16 protein-coding genes and 1 tRNA gene are annotated in these 17,832 nt (G+C 69.1%); 6 read left to right on the top strand and 11 right to left on the bottom strand.

The window, feature by feature from the left end; genetic code table 11:
* Positions 1-4 precede the first annotated feature (4 nt).
* The 3 genes from nudC to QFW81_RS10765 form a co-directional block, all read right to left on the bottom strand.
* Entirely contained in the window at positions 5-895 is an 891-nt protein-coding gene (nudC, locus tag QFW81_RS10755) for an NAD(+) diphosphatase (protein ID WP_280578775.1), read from the bottom strand.
* A gap of 5 nt (positions 896-900) precedes the next feature.
* Positions 901-1,263, bottom strand: a complete 363-nt coding sequence (erpA, locus tag QFW81_RS10760; protein WP_280578776.1) for an iron-sulfur cluster insertion protein ErpA — start codon at positions 1,261-1,263, stop codon at positions 901-903.
* Between the two features lie 61 nt (positions 1,264-1,324).
* On the bottom strand, positions 1,325-1,966 hold the full coding sequence (locus tag QFW81_RS10765; RefSeq protein WP_280578777.1) for a DUF6776 family protein: 642 nt from the start codon (positions 1,964-1,966) through the stop codon (positions 1,325-1,327).
* 236 nt (positions 1,967-2,202) lie between these two features.
* Between QFW81_RS10765 and QFW81_RS10770 the strand changes: the two genes are divergently transcribed.
* The 3 genes from QFW81_RS10770 (at position 2,203) to QFW81_RS10780 (ending at position 7,763) form a co-directional block, all read left to right on the top strand.
* The gene (locus QFW81_RS10770; protein WP_280578778.1) at positions 2,203-2,787 is read left to right on the top strand and encodes a DUF4126 domain-containing protein; all 585 of its coding nucleotides are present in this window, start codon (positions 2,203-2,205) and stop codon (positions 2,785-2,787) included.
* Between the two features lie 230 nt (positions 2,788-3,017).
* Positions 3,018-4,847: an EAL domain-containing protein gene (locus tag QFW81_RS10775; protein ID WP_280578779.1), complete on the top strand. Its 1,830-nt coding sequence runs from the start codon at positions 3,018-3,020 to the stop codon at positions 4,845-4,847.
* A 9-nt stretch (positions 4,848-4,856) separates the two neighbouring features.
* A complete protein-coding gene (locus tag QFW81_RS10780) occupies positions 4,857-7,763 on the top strand; it encodes a hybrid sensor histidine kinase/response regulator (protein WP_280578780.1) in 2,907 nt (968 codons plus the stop codon).
* 155 nt (positions 7,764-7,918) lie between these two features.
* Here QFW81_RS10780 and bfr read toward each other — a convergent pair whose 3' ends face one another.
* The 3 genes from bfr to QFW81_RS10795 form a co-directional block, all read right to left on the bottom strand.
* The gene (bfr, locus tag QFW81_RS10785) at positions 7,919-8,389 is read right to left on the bottom strand and encodes a bacterioferritin (RefSeq protein WP_280578781.1); all 471 of its coding nucleotides are present in this window, start codon (positions 8,387-8,389) and stop codon (positions 7,919-7,921) included.
* 110 nt (positions 8,390-8,499) lie between these two features.
* Positions 8,500-8,709 carry a (2Fe-2S)-binding protein gene (locus QFW81_RS10790; protein WP_280578815.1) on the bottom strand — a complete coding sequence of 70 codons (210 nt, stop codon included), beginning with the start codon at positions 8,707-8,709 and terminating at the stop codon, positions 8,500-8,502.
* A gap of 90 nt (positions 8,710-8,799) precedes the next feature.
* Positions 8,800-9,381 carry an RNA pyrophosphohydrolase gene (locus tag QFW81_RS10795; RefSeq protein ID WP_280578782.1) on the bottom strand — a complete coding sequence of 194 codons (582 nt, stop codon included), beginning with the start codon at positions 9,379-9,381 and terminating at the stop codon, positions 8,800-8,802.
* Between the two features lie 138 nt (positions 9,382-9,519).
* Between QFW81_RS10795 and QFW81_RS10800 the strand changes: the two genes are divergently transcribed.
* Positions 9,520-9,596 (top strand) — tRNA-Met (locus QFW81_RS10800).
* A gap of 296 nt (positions 9,597-9,892) precedes the next feature.
* On the opposite strand, the gene QFW81_RS10805 is transcribed toward QFW81_RS10800, so the two are convergent.
* The 3 genes from QFW81_RS10805 to QFW81_RS10815 form a co-directional block, all read right to left on the bottom strand.
* Positions 9,893-11,065, bottom strand: coding sequence for a DUF1214 domain-containing protein (locus QFW81_RS10805; RefSeq protein WP_280578783.1), 1,173 nt, complete (start codon positions 11,063-11,065; stop codon positions 9,893-9,895).
* 70 nt (positions 11,066-11,135) lie between these two features.
* The gene (locus tag QFW81_RS10810) at positions 11,136-12,599 is read right to left on the bottom strand and encodes a DUF1254 domain-containing protein (protein ID WP_280578784.1); all 1,464 of its coding nucleotides are present in this window, start codon (positions 12,597-12,599) and stop codon (positions 11,136-11,138) included.
* 388 nt (positions 12,600-12,987) lie between these two features.
* Positions 12,988-13,230 (bottom strand): hypothetical protein, encoded by a 243-nt coding sequence (locus tag QFW81_RS10815; protein ID WP_280578785.1) that lies wholly within the window; start codon positions 13,228-13,230, stop codon positions 12,988-12,990.
* 125 nt (positions 13,231-13,355) lie between these two features.
* Between QFW81_RS10815 and QFW81_RS10820 the strand changes: the two genes are divergently transcribed.
* Together QFW81_RS10820 and QFW81_RS10825 are read left to right on the top strand one after the other, a co-directional pair.
* Positions 13,356-13,799 carry an antitoxin Xre/MbcA/ParS toxin-binding domain-containing protein gene (locus QFW81_RS10820; protein WP_280578786.1) on the top strand — a complete coding sequence of 148 codons (444 nt, stop codon included), beginning with the start codon at positions 13,356-13,358 and terminating at the stop codon, positions 13,797-13,799.
* Positions 13,799-14,245 carry an RES family NAD+ phosphorylase gene (locus tag QFW81_RS10825; RefSeq protein WP_280578787.1) on the top strand — a complete coding sequence of 149 codons (447 nt, stop codon included), beginning with the start codon at positions 13,799-13,801 and terminating at the stop codon, positions 14,243-14,245. The genes QFW81_RS10820 and QFW81_RS10825 overlap by 1 nt, the downstream gene beginning before the upstream one ends.
* Positions 14,246-14,405: 160 nt before the next feature.
* Here the strand turns inward: QFW81_RS10825 and QFW81_RS10830 are convergent, their stop codons facing one another.
* Both QFW81_RS10830 and QFW81_RS10835 read right to left on the bottom strand, forming a co-directional pair.
* Positions 14,406-15,965: a sodium:solute symporter family transporter gene (locus QFW81_RS10830; protein WP_280578788.1), complete on the bottom strand. Its 1,560-nt coding sequence runs from the start codon at positions 15,963-15,965 to the stop codon at positions 14,406-14,408.
* A 289-nt stretch (positions 15,966-16,254) separates the two neighbouring features.
* The gene (locus tag QFW81_RS10835; RefSeq protein ID WP_280578816.1) at positions 16,255-17,685 is read right to left on the bottom strand and encodes a sugar porter family MFS transporter; all 1,431 of its coding nucleotides are present in this window, start codon (positions 17,683-17,685) and stop codon (positions 16,255-16,257) included.
* Positions 17,686-17,832: the final 147 nt, after the last annotated feature.

Raw genomic sequence — 17,832 nt, forward strand, 5'->3', positions numbered from 1 at the left:
GATTCTAGGCGCTTTCGCCCGCATGCCAGCGCTCCACCAGCCAGCGCGAGATCGACAGCCGCGGCGACAGCAGCAGGCCCGAATCGCGGGTTTCGCCACGCAGCGCGGCACCGACTTCTTCGCGCGTGAACCAGCGCGCGTCCTCGAGTTCGGCATCGCTGGGCCGCGGCTCGTCCGGTTCGGCCTCTGCGACGAAGCCGAGCATCAGCGACGACGGGAACGGCCACGGCTGCGAGGCCAGGTAACGGCAGCGGCGCACCCGCACCGCCGATTCCTCGAACACCTCGCGCATCACCGTCTGTTCCAGCGTCTCGCCCGGCTCGACGAAGCCGGCCAGGGTCGAATAGCGACGCGGTGGCCACCCGGCCTGGCGCCCAAGCAGCAGCCGGGCACCGTCGCTCACCGCGACGATCACCGCCGGGTCGGTGCGCGGATAGTGCTCGATTGCGCAGGCGTCGCAGCGGCCCAGCCACCCCGCGCGCTCGAACCGCAGCGGCTGGCCGCACGCCCCGCAGTGGCGATGTCGCGCGCGCCAGTGCAGCACGGCGCGCGCCTGGGCGAAGGCGGTGGCTTCGCGCACGGGCCAGTCGGCCGCGGCTGTGCGCAGATCGACGCGCGCTGTCGCCGCCCCGACGGACGCGTCCACCGCGGCGAACCAGGCGCGACCGCTCTCGACCCCCAGCAGCACGGCCTCCGGGCGCAGGCCCGGGTACGCCGCGCCGAGGTCATCGGGCGCACTGCCGTCGGGACCGGCCAGCGCCCGGCCGTCGGCGTCGAGCCGCAGCAGGCGCGCCTGCGGCCACAGTCCGTCGAGACGGGCCGCGTCGCTGCGCATGAATTCGGCGCGGTCGAGCGCGCCCTCGACGAAGGCGAACGGCGGGATCGCGCCGGGCATCGGGCTCAGACGGTGAACGACGACCCGCAGCCGCAGGTCGATTTCGCGTTCGGGTTGCGGATGGTGAACTGCGCGCCGTGCAGGCTCTCGGTGTAGTCGACCGCGGCGCCCATCAGGTACTGCAGGCTGAGCGGGTCGACCACCAGCGTGACACCGTCGGTGGTCACGGCCAGGTCGTCCTCGGCCTGCTGCTCGTCGAACTCGAATCCGTACTGGAACCCCGAGCAACCGCCGCCTTGGATGTAGACGCGCAGCTTGAGCGCCGGGTTGCCCTCTTCGGCGATCAGCTCGCGCACCTTGCCCGCGGCCGCGGGGGTGAAATCCAGCGGGCGCTGGAGCGAGAGGTAGTCGGGGGCGGGCGTGGACATGCGCTCAGGATGGGGGGCGCACGCGGCGACTTCAAGCGCCACGACTGCGCGCGAGGGCGCTTCAGCCGGCGGGCGTGGTGCGGGCGGCCTCGCTCCAGGGCAGGGTCTGCTCGACCGCCGCGCCCGAGGACGGGGCCAGGCGCGCGGTGATCCGCAGCGGCTGGAAGCCCGCCGGCAGCATCACCTCCCCCTCGACCTGCTGGAAGTACTTGAACGAGTACTCCACCCCCGGGGCGTCGTCCTCCTGACGCAGCGCCGCCCAGTCCAGCCGCTCGAGCTTGCCGTCGCGGCTGCCTTCCACCTCCAGCGTCAGACGCCCGCTGCTGACGGCGCCGCGGTTCAGGTTCTGGGTCAGGGTGGCGGTGTAGTGCCAGGCCTGGCCGGCCTGCGGGGTGAGCACCAGTTCGTGCACCGCGAGTCCGCGCCGCTGCGCGGTGGAACCGACGAAGCGTTCGTAGAAGGCGACGTCGGCGCGCAGGGCCGAGATTTCCTCGTCGCGCTCGGCCAGCGCGCCCTGCAGGTCGCGGTTGGCGTCGCGGCTGATCTGGTCGGAGCGGGTCAGGGTGGCGACCTGCTGCTCCAGCGCGTCCACCCGCGCCTGCGCCTGCGCAAGGTCGCCGCGCGACGCCCCGCCCGTGGCGACCAGGGCGGTCCACACGCCCCACAGGCCGAACAGCATCGCGGCCGCGAACAGGCCCAGCACGGCGTAGCCGGCCGGCGACGTCGGGGCCGGTGCGCCATGTCCGGGCGAAGCGGACGGCGCGGGGGACGCGGTCGCCGGTGCGGTCTCGCCCGGCGGGCGTGGAGAGGGGTCCGTCATCCCGCCGGTATAGCGAGGCGCTCGCGCCTGCGTCAAGGCGCCCTTGCCTATACTCCCGGTGGTCGGGCCCCGGGTCCGTCGCAACGTTCAGCCGCCATCCGGCCTGCGAGGAGGCCTCCATGTCCGAAGCCCACCTGTTCGCCGTCGGCGTGCTGCTGGCCTGGCTGGCGGGGATCCGCGCCTACCTGACCGTGTTCGGCGTCGGGCTGGCCGGCGCGATGGGCTGGCTCGACCTGCCGCCGGCGCTGGAGGCCACCGCCTCGCCCTGGGTGCTGGGCGTGTCGGGCGTGCTGGCGGTGGCCGAATTCCTGGCCGACAAGATTCCCGGCGTCGACTCGGCCTGGGATCTGCTGCAGACCCTGGCACGGGTGCCGGCCGGCGCGTTCCTGGCCGCCGCCGCTCTGTCGCCCGATGGCGAACTCGGGGCCGGCATGCTGGCCGCGGGCGCCGGCGTGGCGTTCACCAGCCATGCGGTCAAGGCCGGTTCGCGCATGCTGCTCAACACCTCGCCCGAGCCGGTCAGCAACTGGACCGCCTCGGCGACCGAGGACGTGGTGGTGGTCGGCGCGCTCGGCCTGGCGTGGTCGTATCCGTGGCTGGTGCTCGCGATCGTGGTCGCGATCGGCGTGGGCCTGTTGCTGCTGCTGTGGTGGGTGTGGCGGCGACTGTTCCGGCGCGCGCCGCGGCCCGCCACCAGCGGTTGAGCCGGCGGTCACACTTCCGGCGCGCAGATCGGAGAGTAGCGGCCGCATGGCCGCGCGCCGACGGCTTTGCCGTGCAATAGTCGTCGGGCCGCGTTGCGCGATAATGCCGGCATCAGGGGGACATGGAATGACTCGCGTGGCTGCGCAGGCAGACTCCTCGCTTCATCGGCTGTTGCGTCGCGCGCCGAGCGCGGTTGCCGGCGCACGTGGTTTGCGGCAAGGTTCCGGCGGTGTCTGACGCCGACGACCGCCAACGCGCCGAATTCCCGCCGACCGGTTTCTGGCGCCGCTGGTGCGAGGATGCGGCCGCGCCCGTCCTTCCGCGGGTCGATCCCGCGCCCGACGACAGCCCGCCCCCGCCCGTGGCGTCGCCCACCGCGACGCAGGCCGCCGCGGGCCAGGACGCGACGCCCTGGCGGGTGCTGATCGTCGAGGACGATCCCAGCCAGGCGCTGTTCGCCGAGAGCGTGCTCAACGGGGCCGGCATGCAGTCGCAGGTGGCCTCGGTCACCAGCGAGGTGATGGCGGCGATGGAGCAGCTGCGCCCCGACCTGGTGCTGATGGACCTGCACATGCCGGGACTGGACGGCGCCGAACTGACCGCTTTGATCCGCGCCCACGCCGACTTCGCGACCGTGCCGATCGTGTTCCTCACCGGCGACGAGGATCCCGAGCGCCGGTTCGAGGCGCTCGACCTGGGCGCCGACGATTTCCTGCGCAAGCCGGTGCGACCCAAGCACCTGATCTCGGCGGTGCAGAACCGGATCGTGCGCGCCCGCGCGCTGCAGTCGCCGGCCGCGGCCACCCATCGCCATCCGGCCACCGGCCTGCGCACGCGGCCACAGATGCTGCAGCTGCTGTCGACCTCGGTGCCGGGTGCGCGCGACGGCGCGACCTTCTTCGTCGAGATCGCCGGCATCGCCGCGCTGCGCGACCGCTTTGGCTATGCCGCGCTCGAGGCGTTGCTGACCGATGCGGGGCGCCGCCTGGGCGAGGTGGCCGAGCCGCATGCGGCCGCACGCCTGAACGACAACACGTTCCTGGTGCTGGCCACGGGGCTGGCACCCGACGCGCTGGCGCCGCTGGCGCGGCAGCTGCGCGACGGCCTGGGCGAGCATGCCTTCCGCGTGGGCGAGGAGCGTGTCCGGCTGCGGACCGTGGTCGGTTATGCCGACCTGGCGCAGGGATTCGACGATCCCGGCGCTGCGCTGACCGCGGCCGAGGAAGCGCTGCGCGCCGCGCGCAGCCACACCCACGCCGTCGCCGCCTGGGAGCGCCCGGTGTCGGTGGAGGACCAGACCCTGTCCGACCTGTCGCGCAGCCTGCGCGACGCGCTCGCGTCCGGCGGCCTGCAGACCGCGTTCCAGCCGATCGTCGCCGTCGCCGGGGGCAACGACGCCCAGTACCAGGTGCTGCTGCGCCTGCGCGACGCGCGCGGCACCGAATACGGCGCCGGCCAGGTGCTGGCCGCGGCCGCGCGGATCGGCGCGATCCTGGAGGTCGATCGCCGGGTGCTGGAGATCGCGATCGGCGCCCTGCGCCGCCAGCGCCAGGAAAACCGGGCCCTGCGCCTGTTCGTGACCCAGTCGCCGGCCACGCTCTCGCATCCGGGCCATGCGCAGTGGCTGCTGCAGTCGCTGGCCGAGGCCGGCGTGGACGGCGAGTCGCTGGTGATCGACGTACGCCAGGAGGACGCCCTCGTGCACGCGCTGTCGCTGCAGGAATTCTGCCGCGACATGGTCCAGGCAGGCGTCCAGCTGTGCCTGAGCCAGTACCGTTTCGGCACCGAGGCCAACGCCCTGATCGGGCAGCTACCGCTGGGCTACGTACGCCTGGCCGCGCTGTACTCCAGCCAGCTGCACGAAGCCGCGATCCGCGACGAGATGCGCAGTGCGATCGACCATGCCCACCGCCTGGGCCTGCAGGTGATCGGCCAGCAGGTCGAGGATGCGCAGTCGGCCGCGACGCTGTGGATGACCGGGGTCGACTTCATCCAGGGCAACCTGGTGCAGCGGCCGGCCGGCGAACTCGAATTCGACTTCCAGAACTCGGTGCTCTAGGGCCCGCCGATGGCGATGATCAGCAATGCACGCCCGTCCAGCGCGATGCTGCGCTGGTTCACCCTCGGCGCCGCCGGCGGCGCGGCGGTCACCATGGCCCTGCACGTGCTGGGCATGGAAGGGCCGTGGCAGGGCTTCGCCCTGGTGCTGGCGCTGCTGGCGGTTTTCGCCTCGATCGCGGTTTTCTACAACATCCGCTCGCGCGAGCGGGAACTGGCCGATGCGCAGGAGCGCACGCAGCGCGACGAACAGCTGCTGGGCGAACTGCAGCGCGAACTCGAACGCCACGCACAGCTCGAGCAGGAACTGCGCCTGGCCAAGCAGGCGGCCGAATCGGCGGTGATGGCCAAGGGGGAGTTCCTGGCCACCATGAGCCACGAGATCCGCACGCCGCTCAACGGCATCGTGCCGATGCTCGACCTGCTGATGCACGCGCGGCTCGCCGCCGACCACGCGGAACTCGTGCGCACCGCCTACCTGTCGTCGCAGCAGATGCTGCGGATCGTCGACGACATCCTCGACTACTCCAAGCTCGAGGCCGACCGGCTGGAACTGGAGACCACCGGCTTCAACCTGCGCGAGCTGCTCGAGGGCGTGCTGCAGCTGATGGAGCGGCCCGCGCAGAGCAAGGGCCTGCGCCTGCACATGCAGCTCGACCCCGGCGTGCGCCTGCCGGTGCGCGGCGACCCGGTGCGGCTGCGCCAGGTGCTGGGCAACCTGGTCAGCAACGCGGTGAAGTTCACCGAACGCGGCTCGATCACCGTCTCGCTGCGCAGGACCGGCGAGACCGCGTCCCAGCACCAGTTGCGTTTCGAGGTGCGCGACACCGGGATCGGCATCTCGCAGGCGGCCCAGTCGCGGCTGTTCCAGGCCTTCAGCCAGGCCGATGCGTCGACGACCCGGCTGTACGGCGGCACCGGGCTGGGGCTGGCGATCTCGCGCCGCATCGTCGAACTGATGGGCGGGCGCATCGGCGTGGAGTCCGAGACCGGGCATGGCGCCACGTTCTGGTTCGAAATCCCGCTGCTCAAGGTGCAGGGCGACATGCAAGCCGAAGACAAGACCCCGCAGGATGGACGCCTGCTGCTGCTGAGCGCGGATCCGCGCCTGCGCCTGCGCCTGAGCATGCTGCTGCCCAACTGGGGCCTGCGCGTGACCTCGGTGGAGACCACGCAGGAAGCGCTGGACCGGCTGCGCAACGCCGCCAACCAGGGCCCGCCGTGGGCCTACTCGATCGTGCTCGCGGACCTGGCGGGCATGCGCAACACGGCGCTCGCGCTGCATCGCAATCTCGGCCGCCAGGCCGTGTACGGCGACCTGCGCCTGGTGTGCCTGTACGGCGACGACCCGGTGGCCGACGAGCTGCAGCGCAGCGTGACCCTGCTCAGCCGCCAAGCGCCGGATCCGGACCTGCGTGCGGCGCTGTTCGAAACCGCTACGTCCGAGGCACCCGCGACCGACGTCGCCGATGATCGCGCGGCTGGCGCCGCTGTTTCACCGCCACCGGCGCCGGCGGTCAACCTGGACAAGTTCGCGGTGCGCAAGCCGCGGGTGCTGCTGGTCGAGGACAACCCGGTCAACCTGATGGTCGGCCAGCGCCTGCTCGGCGTGCTCGGCATCACCTGCGATACCGCCAGCAACGGCGAGGCCGCGCTGCTGCGCATGTCGGCCTCGCGCTACGACATCGTATTGATGGACTGCCAGATGCCGGTGATGGACGGCTACACCGCCACCCAGCGCTGGCGCGACAACGAGGCCGCCGGCGGCGACGGTCGCCGCCTGCCGATCATCGCCATGACCGCCAATGCCATGGCCGGCGACCGCCAGAAGTGCCTCGACGCCGGGATGGACGACTACCTGCCCAAGCCGGTCACGCGGAGCGAGCTCGAACGCTGCCTGCACCGCTGGTGGGATCCGGACCAGATCAGCGTGCCGGCCGAGTTCGCCGACCTGGTCGGCGGTGCGGACGCCCCGGCGCCGGCAGCGCCGACGTCGCTGGATCCGCAGCTGCTGGGGTTGCCCACGTTCGACGGGCCTGTGCCCGCACCTGCGCCTGTATCTGCGCCCCCACCTGCACCAGCACCCGCGCCTGCACCGACTGCGATTGAAGCAGGTGGAGAAGGCCCCGGCGCACGCCTCGAGGCGCGGACTTCGGTCGCGGGCCAGCCCGCGGGCGCGGCGGTCCGACCGGCGTCGCCCCCCCCCCGGGAGGTACCGGCACCCTCCTTTATCGCGGATGCAGCGTCCGGCACGTCAGACGCGCCGGGGGCTTCGGTGAGCGCGCAGACACCGGCCGTGACGCCGGCATCGTCACCGACGCCGGGCGCATCGGCATCGGCCCGTGCCGGCGCTGTAACCGCAGGCCCGCCAGCCGCAGCCGGGCCGTCCGCGCCGTCGCGGCCGGCAGCCACCCCGCCCTTCCCGCGTGCTCCCGTCGCGACGCAGCAGCCCGCCGCGCCTGCTGCGACGCCCCCGCGCGCCGCGTCCGCGCCGACGGCCTCGTCCGCAAGTACGGCCTCGTCTGCCTCGCCGGCACACTCCCACACCGAGCCACCCAGGCGGCCGCTCGCCGTGGTGCTCGATCCCGAGATCCTGGACGACCTGCAGGCGATGCTGGGCGAGGAAGTCGACCGCCTGGTCGATGTGTTCCTTGAGGACACGCCGCGACTGATCCGGGCGCTCGAACACGCGGCCGGAGGCCCGGATTACGAAGCCCTGCGCGATGCCGCGCATTCGCTGAAGTCCTCCAGCGCCAACCTCGGTGCGATGTCGCTGTCGGCCGCGGCGAAGCGGGTCGAGCTGGCGTCACGCGAGAAGTCGCTGGAACGCCCTGCCGTGGCAGTGGCCCTGATCGCCAACGAGTTCGCGCGCGCGCGGCAGCAGTTGCTGGCGCGCCGACCCGCTTCCCAGGCCTGACAGGCGCCGGGCGGCAGCAGCAGCGGCGGCAGCGCCAGACATGACGGTCTGGTCGCGCAAGCCCGCGGTCCAGCGTGCGCCGTGGCGCCGTCGGCGTACGGCCTGCACCGGCGGTCGTCCGCGGCACGTGCGTGCGCGGCGCGGCGCCTCGCGACTCAGTCTTCGATCTGGCTCTGCAGGTAGTTCTGCTCGCCCACGCGGGCGACGAGATCGAGCTGGGTCTCCAGCCAGTCCACGTGCTCTTCCTCGTTCTCGAGGATGTCGGCGAACAGCTTGCGGCTGACGTAGTCGCCCACCGTTTCGCAATGCGCGATCGCCTCGCGCAACAGCGGAATGCCGTCCATCTCCAGCGCCAGATCGGCGCGCAGGATCTCGATCGGGGTCTCGCCGATCCTCAGCTTGCCCAGCGCCTGGAAATTCGGCAGCCCCTCCAGGAACAGGATGCGCTCGGACAGCACGTCGGCGTGCTTCATCTCGTCGATCGACTCTTCGTACTCGTGCTTGGCGAGTTCGGCGAGTCCCCAGTTCTTCAGCATCTTGGCGTGCAGGAAGTACTGGTTGATCGCCGTGAGTTCGTTGTAGAGCGCCTTGTTGAGGTAGCGGATGACCTCTGCATCGCCTTTCATGGCCGGATTCCGTGCAAGCGTGGACGCACGCACTCTAGCGCCGCACGGGCGCGCGTGCCGGAACACGAATCGGGTGCATTTGTATCCGCGCGCGGTGCGCGCCGGCGCGCTCAGGCGGCGCGCAGCACCGGCAGGGCGACCCGCCGACCTTGGGCCTCGGGACGCGCGGCGTCGAGCAGGGCGCTGGCGGTGTCGATGCAGGTGCCGCAGCAGGCGCCCACGCCCGTGCGCATGGTCAGCTCGGGAAGCGAGTTGCAGCCGGCCTCCGCCGCGCGGCGGATGTCGGCTTCGGTGATCCCGTTGCAGATGCAGACGTACAAGGCGCGCGACCGATGGCAAGATCCGGCCGCCATTTCGCCATGCATGAGAATGATTGTCAATGCCGCCAGGACTTCGATCTGGCCGAGTCCCTATTCCCGGTCGCGCGACGGCTGCCGGGCCACCGAACCCCGGTGCCGGGGCCGGCGACGCGTCCGCTCGCGCTCGATGGCTGCGGCCGGAATCGCGGCAAGGCCTGCGATCTGGCGCGCGAACGGCGCCAGATGGCGCAGCGCGCTGGCATACACCCCGCGCTTGAACATCACCACATGCTCCGTCGGGTACCAGAAATCGACCCAGCGCCAGTGGTCGAACTCCGGCTTCGGGGTCAGGTCCAGCTGCAGGTCGCTTTCCTGGCCGGTCAACTGCAGCAGGAACCAGACCTGCTTCTGGCCGATGCACACCACGCGGTCGTTGCGGCGGATGGCGTTGTACGGCAGCCGGTAGCGCAGCCAGCCGGGGGTCACGCCGAGCACGGCCACGTGCTCGGGCAGCAGGCCGGTCTCCTCGCGGAGCTCGCGGTACATCGCCTCGATCGGCGTCTCGTCGCTGTTCATCCCGCCCTGCGGAAACTGCCAGCCGTCGCGACGCACCCGGCGCGCCCAGAAGACGCGGCCATCGGGATGCATCAGGACGATGCCGACATTGGGCCGGTACCCGTCCGGATCGATCACGATGCGGACTCCAAGATCTACTGCCCCCGACTCTGCCACGGCCACTGCGAAAGTGCCAACCCGGCCGCTCCGGCGTTGACGTCGCCGGCCTGCGCCCCGACAATACGCGGCTCGCCGCCATGCGCGTGCGATCGATCTGGCTATGTAGCTCAGCCGGTTAGAGCACAGCACTCATAATGCTGGGGTCGGTGGTTCGAGTCCACCCATAGCCACCAGATTCCCTAGCGGAATCAACGCGTTGAAGAGAACCCGTCGAGAGGCGGGTTTTTTGTTGGTGTGGGTCTGGGAAGGTGGGACGGATTTGGGGCGACTTAGGGGGCCGAAGCTCCCCGCGGCAGTGGCTCTCGGGGACTTGAGCGCCACCATCGCTGAAGCCAGGGAGATGGCTCCGGCTGCCGAGCCAGGCTGATCGTCGAGTCCAACCAGTTCCCTCAGGAATCACACCCGGGTCTCAACAAGCTCACGCGCCTTGTCTGTGCCGCTATTACGAGGCTGTGGAATGTCGTAACCACTATCCAATCGGCTCGGCGGCGGGGAAGGACCAACTGCCGTCCAAGATCTCCTGGCGCGGGCGGTACAGTCGAACCATGTAATTCCAACCGCTGGTCACCGGCAGACAGTTCGGCGTGTCGTTGGCGCAACCGCCGAACTGGATCGTGATGGCGCCATCCTCGCCCCTGTTGCCGGTGATGCTGTTGATCGAATAGGCGTTCAGCTCATTGGGGTTGAAGTATCCGTCGGCGGTGTACGCCGTCACTGACCAGAACGCGTCAACCGGAACGTCCTTTACCGTGAGCCGGTACGGTGTCTTACCGTCGTTCTTCTCCGGGAACACGTTCAAGTAGACAGCATCCTTGTCGGGGTTCAGGCCCCAACCCGACGCTGCCGCAGCGATGCGCCTGACTGGATCTACAGCATTCCTATCGGCGCCAGCGGCATAGCGCAGGTCGGGAATCGTGTTGGACAAGGCTATGAGCGCCTCGCGGACCTTCCTCTGACTAATGGGATCCCACTGTGGAATCTCGAACTTGCCCGGACCACCGGGCTGGCTGACGGTAATGGCGTCCTGCAACGCATTGGCCTTCCTCATGTCCTCCGGATCGTTGGGATCGGCGAGGATGCGGACGCCTACCATTGCGTAACGGGTCCCCACACTCTCCTTCGTAAGCGTATGAGCACCGGCGCCGTAGAAGACCTGGGGGTTGTAATGGTCCTGATTGATGACGAGAGCAGATAGGAATCGCTCGTCAGGATTCGGCAGAGTGATGGAGACCGGCCCCGCATCCAGGTCGAACACACCCGACGAGTAGATGGTGTCGCGGTTGAGTCGCACAATCAGCTGCCTGTCGACCGGAGCGGGTTCGCGGGTGTGCTTGAAGTTGCCGAACGCCCCATCCTTGACTTGGGCCGCCATATAGACGTCGGATTCCGCACGTACGAAGTTGTCCGGCGTGACGATGATCTTGCCATCGGTGGTCTTCTTCCACTGATCCGGGCTGGCCAGGTCGGGGACGACCGGAGGCGTCGCGCTGCTTGCGGGCGCCGTTTCCGCCGCAGGCTCACTGACGGCCGCCGCAAGTTCGGCTTGCGCCGCCTGCGGCTTTGCGCGGTCAGAAGCACCATCGCAGCCGGCCAACGCCGCGATCAGCGTGAGCGAGATGAACGCGATTCGTGTGCTTCTCATTGCGTGAACTCCGGGCAGACGGGCTGGGAGGGCATACGAGAGCCGAGCACCTCGTTGCCGTGCTTGTGCGTCACTGCGCCGTGCGGACCGCGGGCGGTGCCTTCCAGGTGCCGTCCAGGGCTTCGGGCTTGGGCCAGTACTCGCGCATGATCATGAAAAACGGCCCCTTGGGTGCCGGCAACCAGTTGGCTTCCTTCCTGTCCCCGGGCGATTCATGCTGGATGTACAGCGTGATGCCCCCATCCGCATCGCGGACGAGATCCGGCTCCATGGGCGAGTTGATCAGATAGCGGTTGATCGGGTTTTCAGTCAGCAGGCTGGCCGGCAGCTCGTACATGGTCAGCGACCAGAACGAGTTGACCGGTGGCAGCCTTCCCGGCTCGAAGCGCAGTGTGTAGCGGCTGAGTGCGCCCTCCAGCGGCTTACCTTCGGAATCGGTGAAGTACGCCGGGTAATTCGCCTCCTCCTTCGAGTTGCCATAGATGCCCAGTGCCGCAGACGCCATGCGCATGAGGTAGTCGTTGTGGAGGTATTCGCGCGTACCGAATCCATCGGCACTGCCCTTCTTGCCGGTGTCGATTACCTCAGCCTTGTACTGGGCGAAGGCCTTCCACGCATCGGCCATACCCTCTTGGACCGCTTGGCGCTGCGCAGGCGAAAACGCAGCAACATCGAACCCCTTCCCCGCACCGATGCCCGCCTTGGCGAAGCGTGACATCAATGCCTTTTCGCTGGGATGGGTCGGAGTGAACTGCAACAGCCAATTGAGGATGCCGAAGAACTCCGGCGAGGTCTTCTGCGCCTCAGCCGACAACGGTTGGATGAACTCGTCGGCGGATGCCTGCGGCGGCGGCGCTTCTGTGAAGCGTGACAGTGGCTGGGCCTTGTAGTTGGCCTGGATCTTCTCGACGTTCTCTACGTCATCGGTACCGAACAACTGGGTGCGGTAGAGCACGAAAGCCAGATTCGTTTCGGCTCGGATCACTGACTTGATTCCTTCCGGCACGGTGCCTTGCCACGACGGTCCGGCCAGCAGATAGTCGCCCGCCGCGCTGCCCGTCGCGCGACTCCCCACATAAGCAAAGTTGTGGGTGTACATGTCGATGAACTGAAGCGAGTAGTAGCGGTCCGGGATCGCCGGCACGCTGATCACCAGCGGCTCGGCGCGAAGGTCCGCACCCAGGAAGCTGTATGGCGTATCCGAATTGGGCGTCTGTATCGCCTTGTCCTGCGGAGTGAAAACGCGGGCCACGTTGTGCACTTCGTTCCACTCGCCCTTGTACTCAGGGCTGGCCCTATCGACGAAGTACGAGTACTGGATACGGTAGCTGTCCACCATGGGGAAGCCATAGATGTAGGCCTCTTTGACAATTGCCCGTAACTCGGCCGGCGTAGGTTCGACTGCTTCCATTCCCGCCCCGTTACGGGCCATGGAGTTGGGTGTCGTTTCACAGGCTGACAGCGTCAGAACCAATCCAGTTGACGCCAGCACATGGAAGGCAGACCACAGAGACAAGCGGCCGATGCGCCTCATGACGAGCCTCCTTGAAGTGCTGCGATGGGGCGCCAAGACCGAGGAAAGCCCCGTCCAAGCTGGATCGATCCCGCTCACGGGATACCTGAACCTGGACGCCTGCGAGCCACCGTCCAGCCTCGGGATAAAGCCGGCATATACTCAAAGCCATAACGACTGTCAAGGTATTGTGGACCGAACTGATTTGATAGCGCCTGGCACTGCCACAGCATGTTCACCAGTCTCGTTACACTTCGCGTCCCCCCATGGGCGGGACCGGTGGAAGCACACACGGTTTGGGGGAACGATCTTTCGGAAGCTCCTTCACCCATAGCCACCAGATCCGGAGCGCGGCCCGCGCCGCACCAAGCCCGGCCGCCAAGCGGGTTTCTGTCTCAGCGAACGGAATTCATCCGCCCCGCTGCGCCGCGAAATGCTCGATCCCGGCCGCGAGGGAGTGCCGGCGCGGGTAGCCTCGGGGCAGCACAATCGGCACCCGCACGACCTCCATCAGGCAGGCGGACAGGAGCTCCCGCCCGCAGGCCGGGGTGTTACCGGCATGCCACGCCCGCACGCCCGCAGGCGCCACCCACGGCACCTTGCACGCCAGCGCGAAGAGCAGCAGCGGCGGCATCCAGATGGGTGGTGGCACCACCCTATCCCCGGCACGGCCCGCGCCAAGCGGGCAAGACCCGCCAACTTCCGGAACCTGTCGGGCAGCGTGTCGACACAGGTACGCCATCTGGCGTAGAGTGACGCTCATATGGAGGGCCGCCCATGAATGCCGTCACCCCGCTCCGCCCCGTCGCCAGCCCCGTGTTCACCCACATGTCGCGGCTGCTGGACGTGGCCCTGGAATCGGAAACCGACGCCGTGCGCCTGGCCGCGGCCGGCGTGAGCAGCCGCTCGTACCGGCGTGCGGCGCACCGGCTCGGCTTCCCGCCGTCGCTGGTGGCGCCCGAGAGCACGGTGCGCCGGCGACTGGCCCGCAATGCGCGCTTCACCGAGGCCGAGTCCGAGCGCCTGATCCGGCTGGCCCGCGTGTATGCCGAGGCGGTGGAACTGTTCGGCGACGAGGCCCAGGCGCTGGAATGGCTGAATGCGCCGGCCGCCTACATCCCCGGCGACGCGCCGGTCACCCCACTCCAACTCGCGGCCAAGGACTCCGGCGCCCGCCTGATCGAGTCGCACCTGCGCCGCACCGCCCACGGCGTGTTCTGATGCGCCTGTGGCGGATCTCCGCCTTCCCGGGGCTGGGGGGCGAAGGCGGGCACCATACCGACGGACGCTGGCACACCCTGCCGCGTTCGGTGCTGTACGCGGCCGAGCATCCGGCGCTGGCGATGGTGGAGGTGATGGCGCACATGCGCCTGAGCGTGACCCGCATCCCGACCACGCTGAAGCTGATCACGCTCGAGGTGGCCGACGATGCGGCAGTGTCACCGCGCCCGGACCTGCCCGACGGCTGGCAGGCGAACGAGCCCACGTCGCAGGCAGTGGGCAACGCCTGGCTCGATGCGCGCGAAGGACTGCTGCTGCCGCTGCCCTCGGCCCTGCTGCCCGATTCGACCAACTACCTGGTCAACCCGGCGCACCCTCAGGCCGCCACCCACCTGCGCGAGGCGCAGGTACGGCCGTTCTGGTTCGACCAGCGCTATTTCCGCTGAGCGTCCGGACGCGCGGGCGGCGCGCGTGCGAAGCCGATCTGCCGATCCGTTCCGGCTGGCGGATCGCGTGCGCCGCCCCCAAAGGGCAGGCCGTCAGCGCGTAGCCCGGCGCAGCCTCGCTGCGGACTACCGCAGGCGCACGCCCGGGCCTCGAGCGCAATTACCAGAACACGGCGTACAGCGCGGCCAGGATCGCCAGCACCGCGACCGCGCCGGCGTTGAAGCTGGCGCCCGTGCGGTAGTCGACATCGTCGGTGCGGATGATGTCCTTCTCCGGCGCGTGCCGCATCGACAGCGACACCACCACCGCCAGCGCCAGCGCCAGCAGGAACACCAGCCCGACGCGATCGATGAAGGGCAGCGACGGCCACGCCAGCTTGAGCACGATCGAAAGCACGAACGAGCCGATCGCCGCGGCCAGCGCACCGGCCTCGTTGGCGCGCTTCCAGAACAGCCCCAGCACGAAGATCACCACGATACCCGGGGTGAAGAAGCCGGTGTATTCCTGGATGTACTGGAACGCCTGGTCGAAGCTGCCCAGCAGCGGGCGCGCGGCCAGCACCGCCAGCGCCATCGCCACCACCGTGACGATGCGGCCGGTGCGCACCAGCCGGCGCTGGTCGCCCGCCTCGCGCGGGCGGTACAGGTCGAGGGTGAAGATGGTCGAGATCGAGTTGGTCATCGACGCCAGCGAGGAGACGATCGCCGCGATCAGCGCCGCGAACACGATGCCGAGGATGCCCGCCGGCAGCAGCGACATCATCGCCGGGTAGGCCGCATCGGGACGGCCGATGTCCGGCGCCAGCAGCACCGCGGCCAGGCCCGGCACCACCACGATCACCGGCATCAGCAGCTTGAGGAATGCGGCGAACAGCACGCCCTTTTGCGCCTCGGCCAGGTCCTTCGCCGCCAGCGCGCGCTGGATGATGTACTGGTTGAAACCCCAGTAGCTCAGATTCATGATCCACATGCCGCCGATCAGCACGCTGAGACCGGGCAGGTCCTTGTAGAAGGGATTCTCGGGCGACAGGATCATGTGGAAGTGCCCGGGCACCTCCATGCGAAGGCGCTGGAAACCGGCCCAGATGCCGGCGCCTTCGCCGATGCGATCGAGGCTGATCCCCGCCAGCAGCAGCCCGCCCGCGACCAGCAGCACCACCTGCACGATATCGGTCAGCGCCACCGCCTTGAGCCCGCCGTACAGCTGGAACGCGAGCGCGAACACGGCCAGTCCCAGCAGCGCCGCCATCTGGTCGATGCCGGCCACGTGCGCGATCGCCAGCGATCCCAGCCACAGGATCGAGGTCAGGTTGACGAACACGTACAGGCCGAGCCAGAACACCGCCATCACCGTGCGGATGCGGGTGCCGTAACGCCTCTCCAGGAACTGCGGCATGGTGTAGATGCGGTTGCGCAGGAACACCGGCAGGAACCACTTGCCGACGATCAGCAGGGTCGCCGCCGCCATCCACTCGTAAGAGGCGATCGCCAGGCCGATGGCAAAGCCCGAGCCGGACATGCCGATGATCTGCTCGGCCGAGATGTTGGCCGCGATCAGCGACGCGCCGATCGCCCACCACGGCAGCGACTTGCTGGCCAGGAAGTAGTCGTCGGCGTCCTTGGCGTGCCCCGCCTTCTCGCGCGAGACCCATTGCGCCAGCGCGAACACGCCGGCGAGGTAGGCCAGCACGATCGCGATATCCAGGCCGGACAGTTGCATCACGCGTTCCTCATGGGTTGCAGCGAGGTGGGGGAGGTCCAGGCGTCAAGCAGGTATCTCGGTGGTGCTGGTGGCGTGGATGCGCGCGGCCGCAGAGGCGATTCACGCCTCCAAAACCAAGCGCCCGAGCGCACGCGACGCGTCTTCGGCCTGCCCCCATCCGCCTTCGGCACCTTCCACCCGTGAAGGGCGCAATGCCCGCGAGCGGGGGAAGGACGACGTAGCGGTGCTCCGGAGCGTCCGCGTTCCCGGAGCGCCAGCGTTCCGGAAACGTCGGCATTCGGGCGCGTCAGCCCTCCATCTGCTCCAGTTCGCGGCCCTTGGTCTCGTGCACGAACTTGATCACGAAGAACACCGAGAGCACCGCCATCACCGTGTAGATGCCGTAGGCCGTCGCCAGGCCGATCCCGGCCAGCAGCATCGGGAAGGTCCAGGTGATCAGGAAGTTCGCCGTCCACTGCGCCAGGCCGGCGACCGCCAGGCCCGAGCCGCGGATCTGGTTCGGGAACATCTCGCCCAGCATCACCCACATCACCGGACCCCAGGAGAGGTTGAAGAACACCACGTAGGCGTTCGCCGCCACCAGCGCGAGCAGGCCCATCGAATCGCTGAGCTGCAGCCTGCCGGCCGCATCGACGCCGCCGGTGGCGAAGGCGAAGGTCACCAGGCCCAGGGTGACGGCCATGCCGACCGAGCCGATCCACAGCAGCGGCTTGCGCCCGACCCTGTCGATCAGCAGCACGGTCACGACGCAGGCGCCGATGCTGAGCGCGCCGGAGAGCACGTTGATCAGCAGCGCGTCGGATTCGGAGAAGCCCACCGCCTGCCACAGCACCGCGCCGTAATAGAACACCACGTTGATGCCGACCAGCTGCTGGAACGTCGCCAGGCCCACGCCCACCCACACGATGGGGCGGATCCTGCCGGTGGCCTTGCTGACCAGGTCCGACAGCCGCGGGCGGTGGTGATCGGTCGCCAGCGAGGCATCGATCTCGCCCAGCTTGCGCTCGCCCTGCACCGCGCCGTACAGCCGCGACAGCACCGACTGCGCGCGGTCGCGCAGGCCACGCGCCACCAGGTAGCGCGGGCTTTCGGGAATGAAGAACAGCAGCACGAAGAACAACGACGCCGGCACCAGCTCGGCCCAGAACATCCAGCGCCAGGCTTCGAAGCCCATCCACAGCTCGGCCACCGACGAGGTGGCCACCTTCGCGAGCAGGTAGTTGCTCAGGAACGAGGCGAACAGGCCGGAGATGATCGCGATCTGCTGGATCGTGGCCAGCCGGCCGCGGTAGCGCGCGGGCGCCACCTCGCTGATGTAGGCCGGCGACATCACGCTCGCCGCGCCCACCGCCAGGCCGCCGATCACGCGGTAGATCACGAACTCGAACGAGGAGGTGGCGATGCCCGAGCCCCAGGCCGAGACGATGAAGAACACCGAGGCGCACAGCAGCATCGTGCGGCGACCGTAGCGGTCGGCCAGCGTGCCGGCGAACCACGCGCCGACCGCGCAGCCCAGCAGCATCGAGGCGACGTTGAAGCCGGTCACCGCCGCGTCGGAAGCGAACGCCGCGGTGATGCCGTCGACGGTGCCGTTGATCACGCCGCTGTCGTAGCCGAACAGGAAACCGCCGATCGTCGCCACCAGGCTGATCAGGATGATGAAACCGGTGTTCTCGCCTGGTGCGTGGGGACTGCTCATGTGTTCCCTCCGGGGAATGGAAAGCGTTGCGTCTGTCTGGAACCCGATGCCTGTCCGCGCGTGCGCGACCCCCGCCCGGGCGGGTCGCACGACGGATGGACTGCGCGGCGACGCCGTATCACCGCCTCCCCGGCACCGGCGTCGCGCGCACTACGGCGGTCGAAC

This window comes from Luteimonas kalidii (assembly GCF_029887935.1).
Lineage (GTDB): Bacteria > Pseudomonadota > Gammaproteobacteria > Xanthomonadales > Xanthomonadaceae > Luteimonas > Luteimonas kalidii.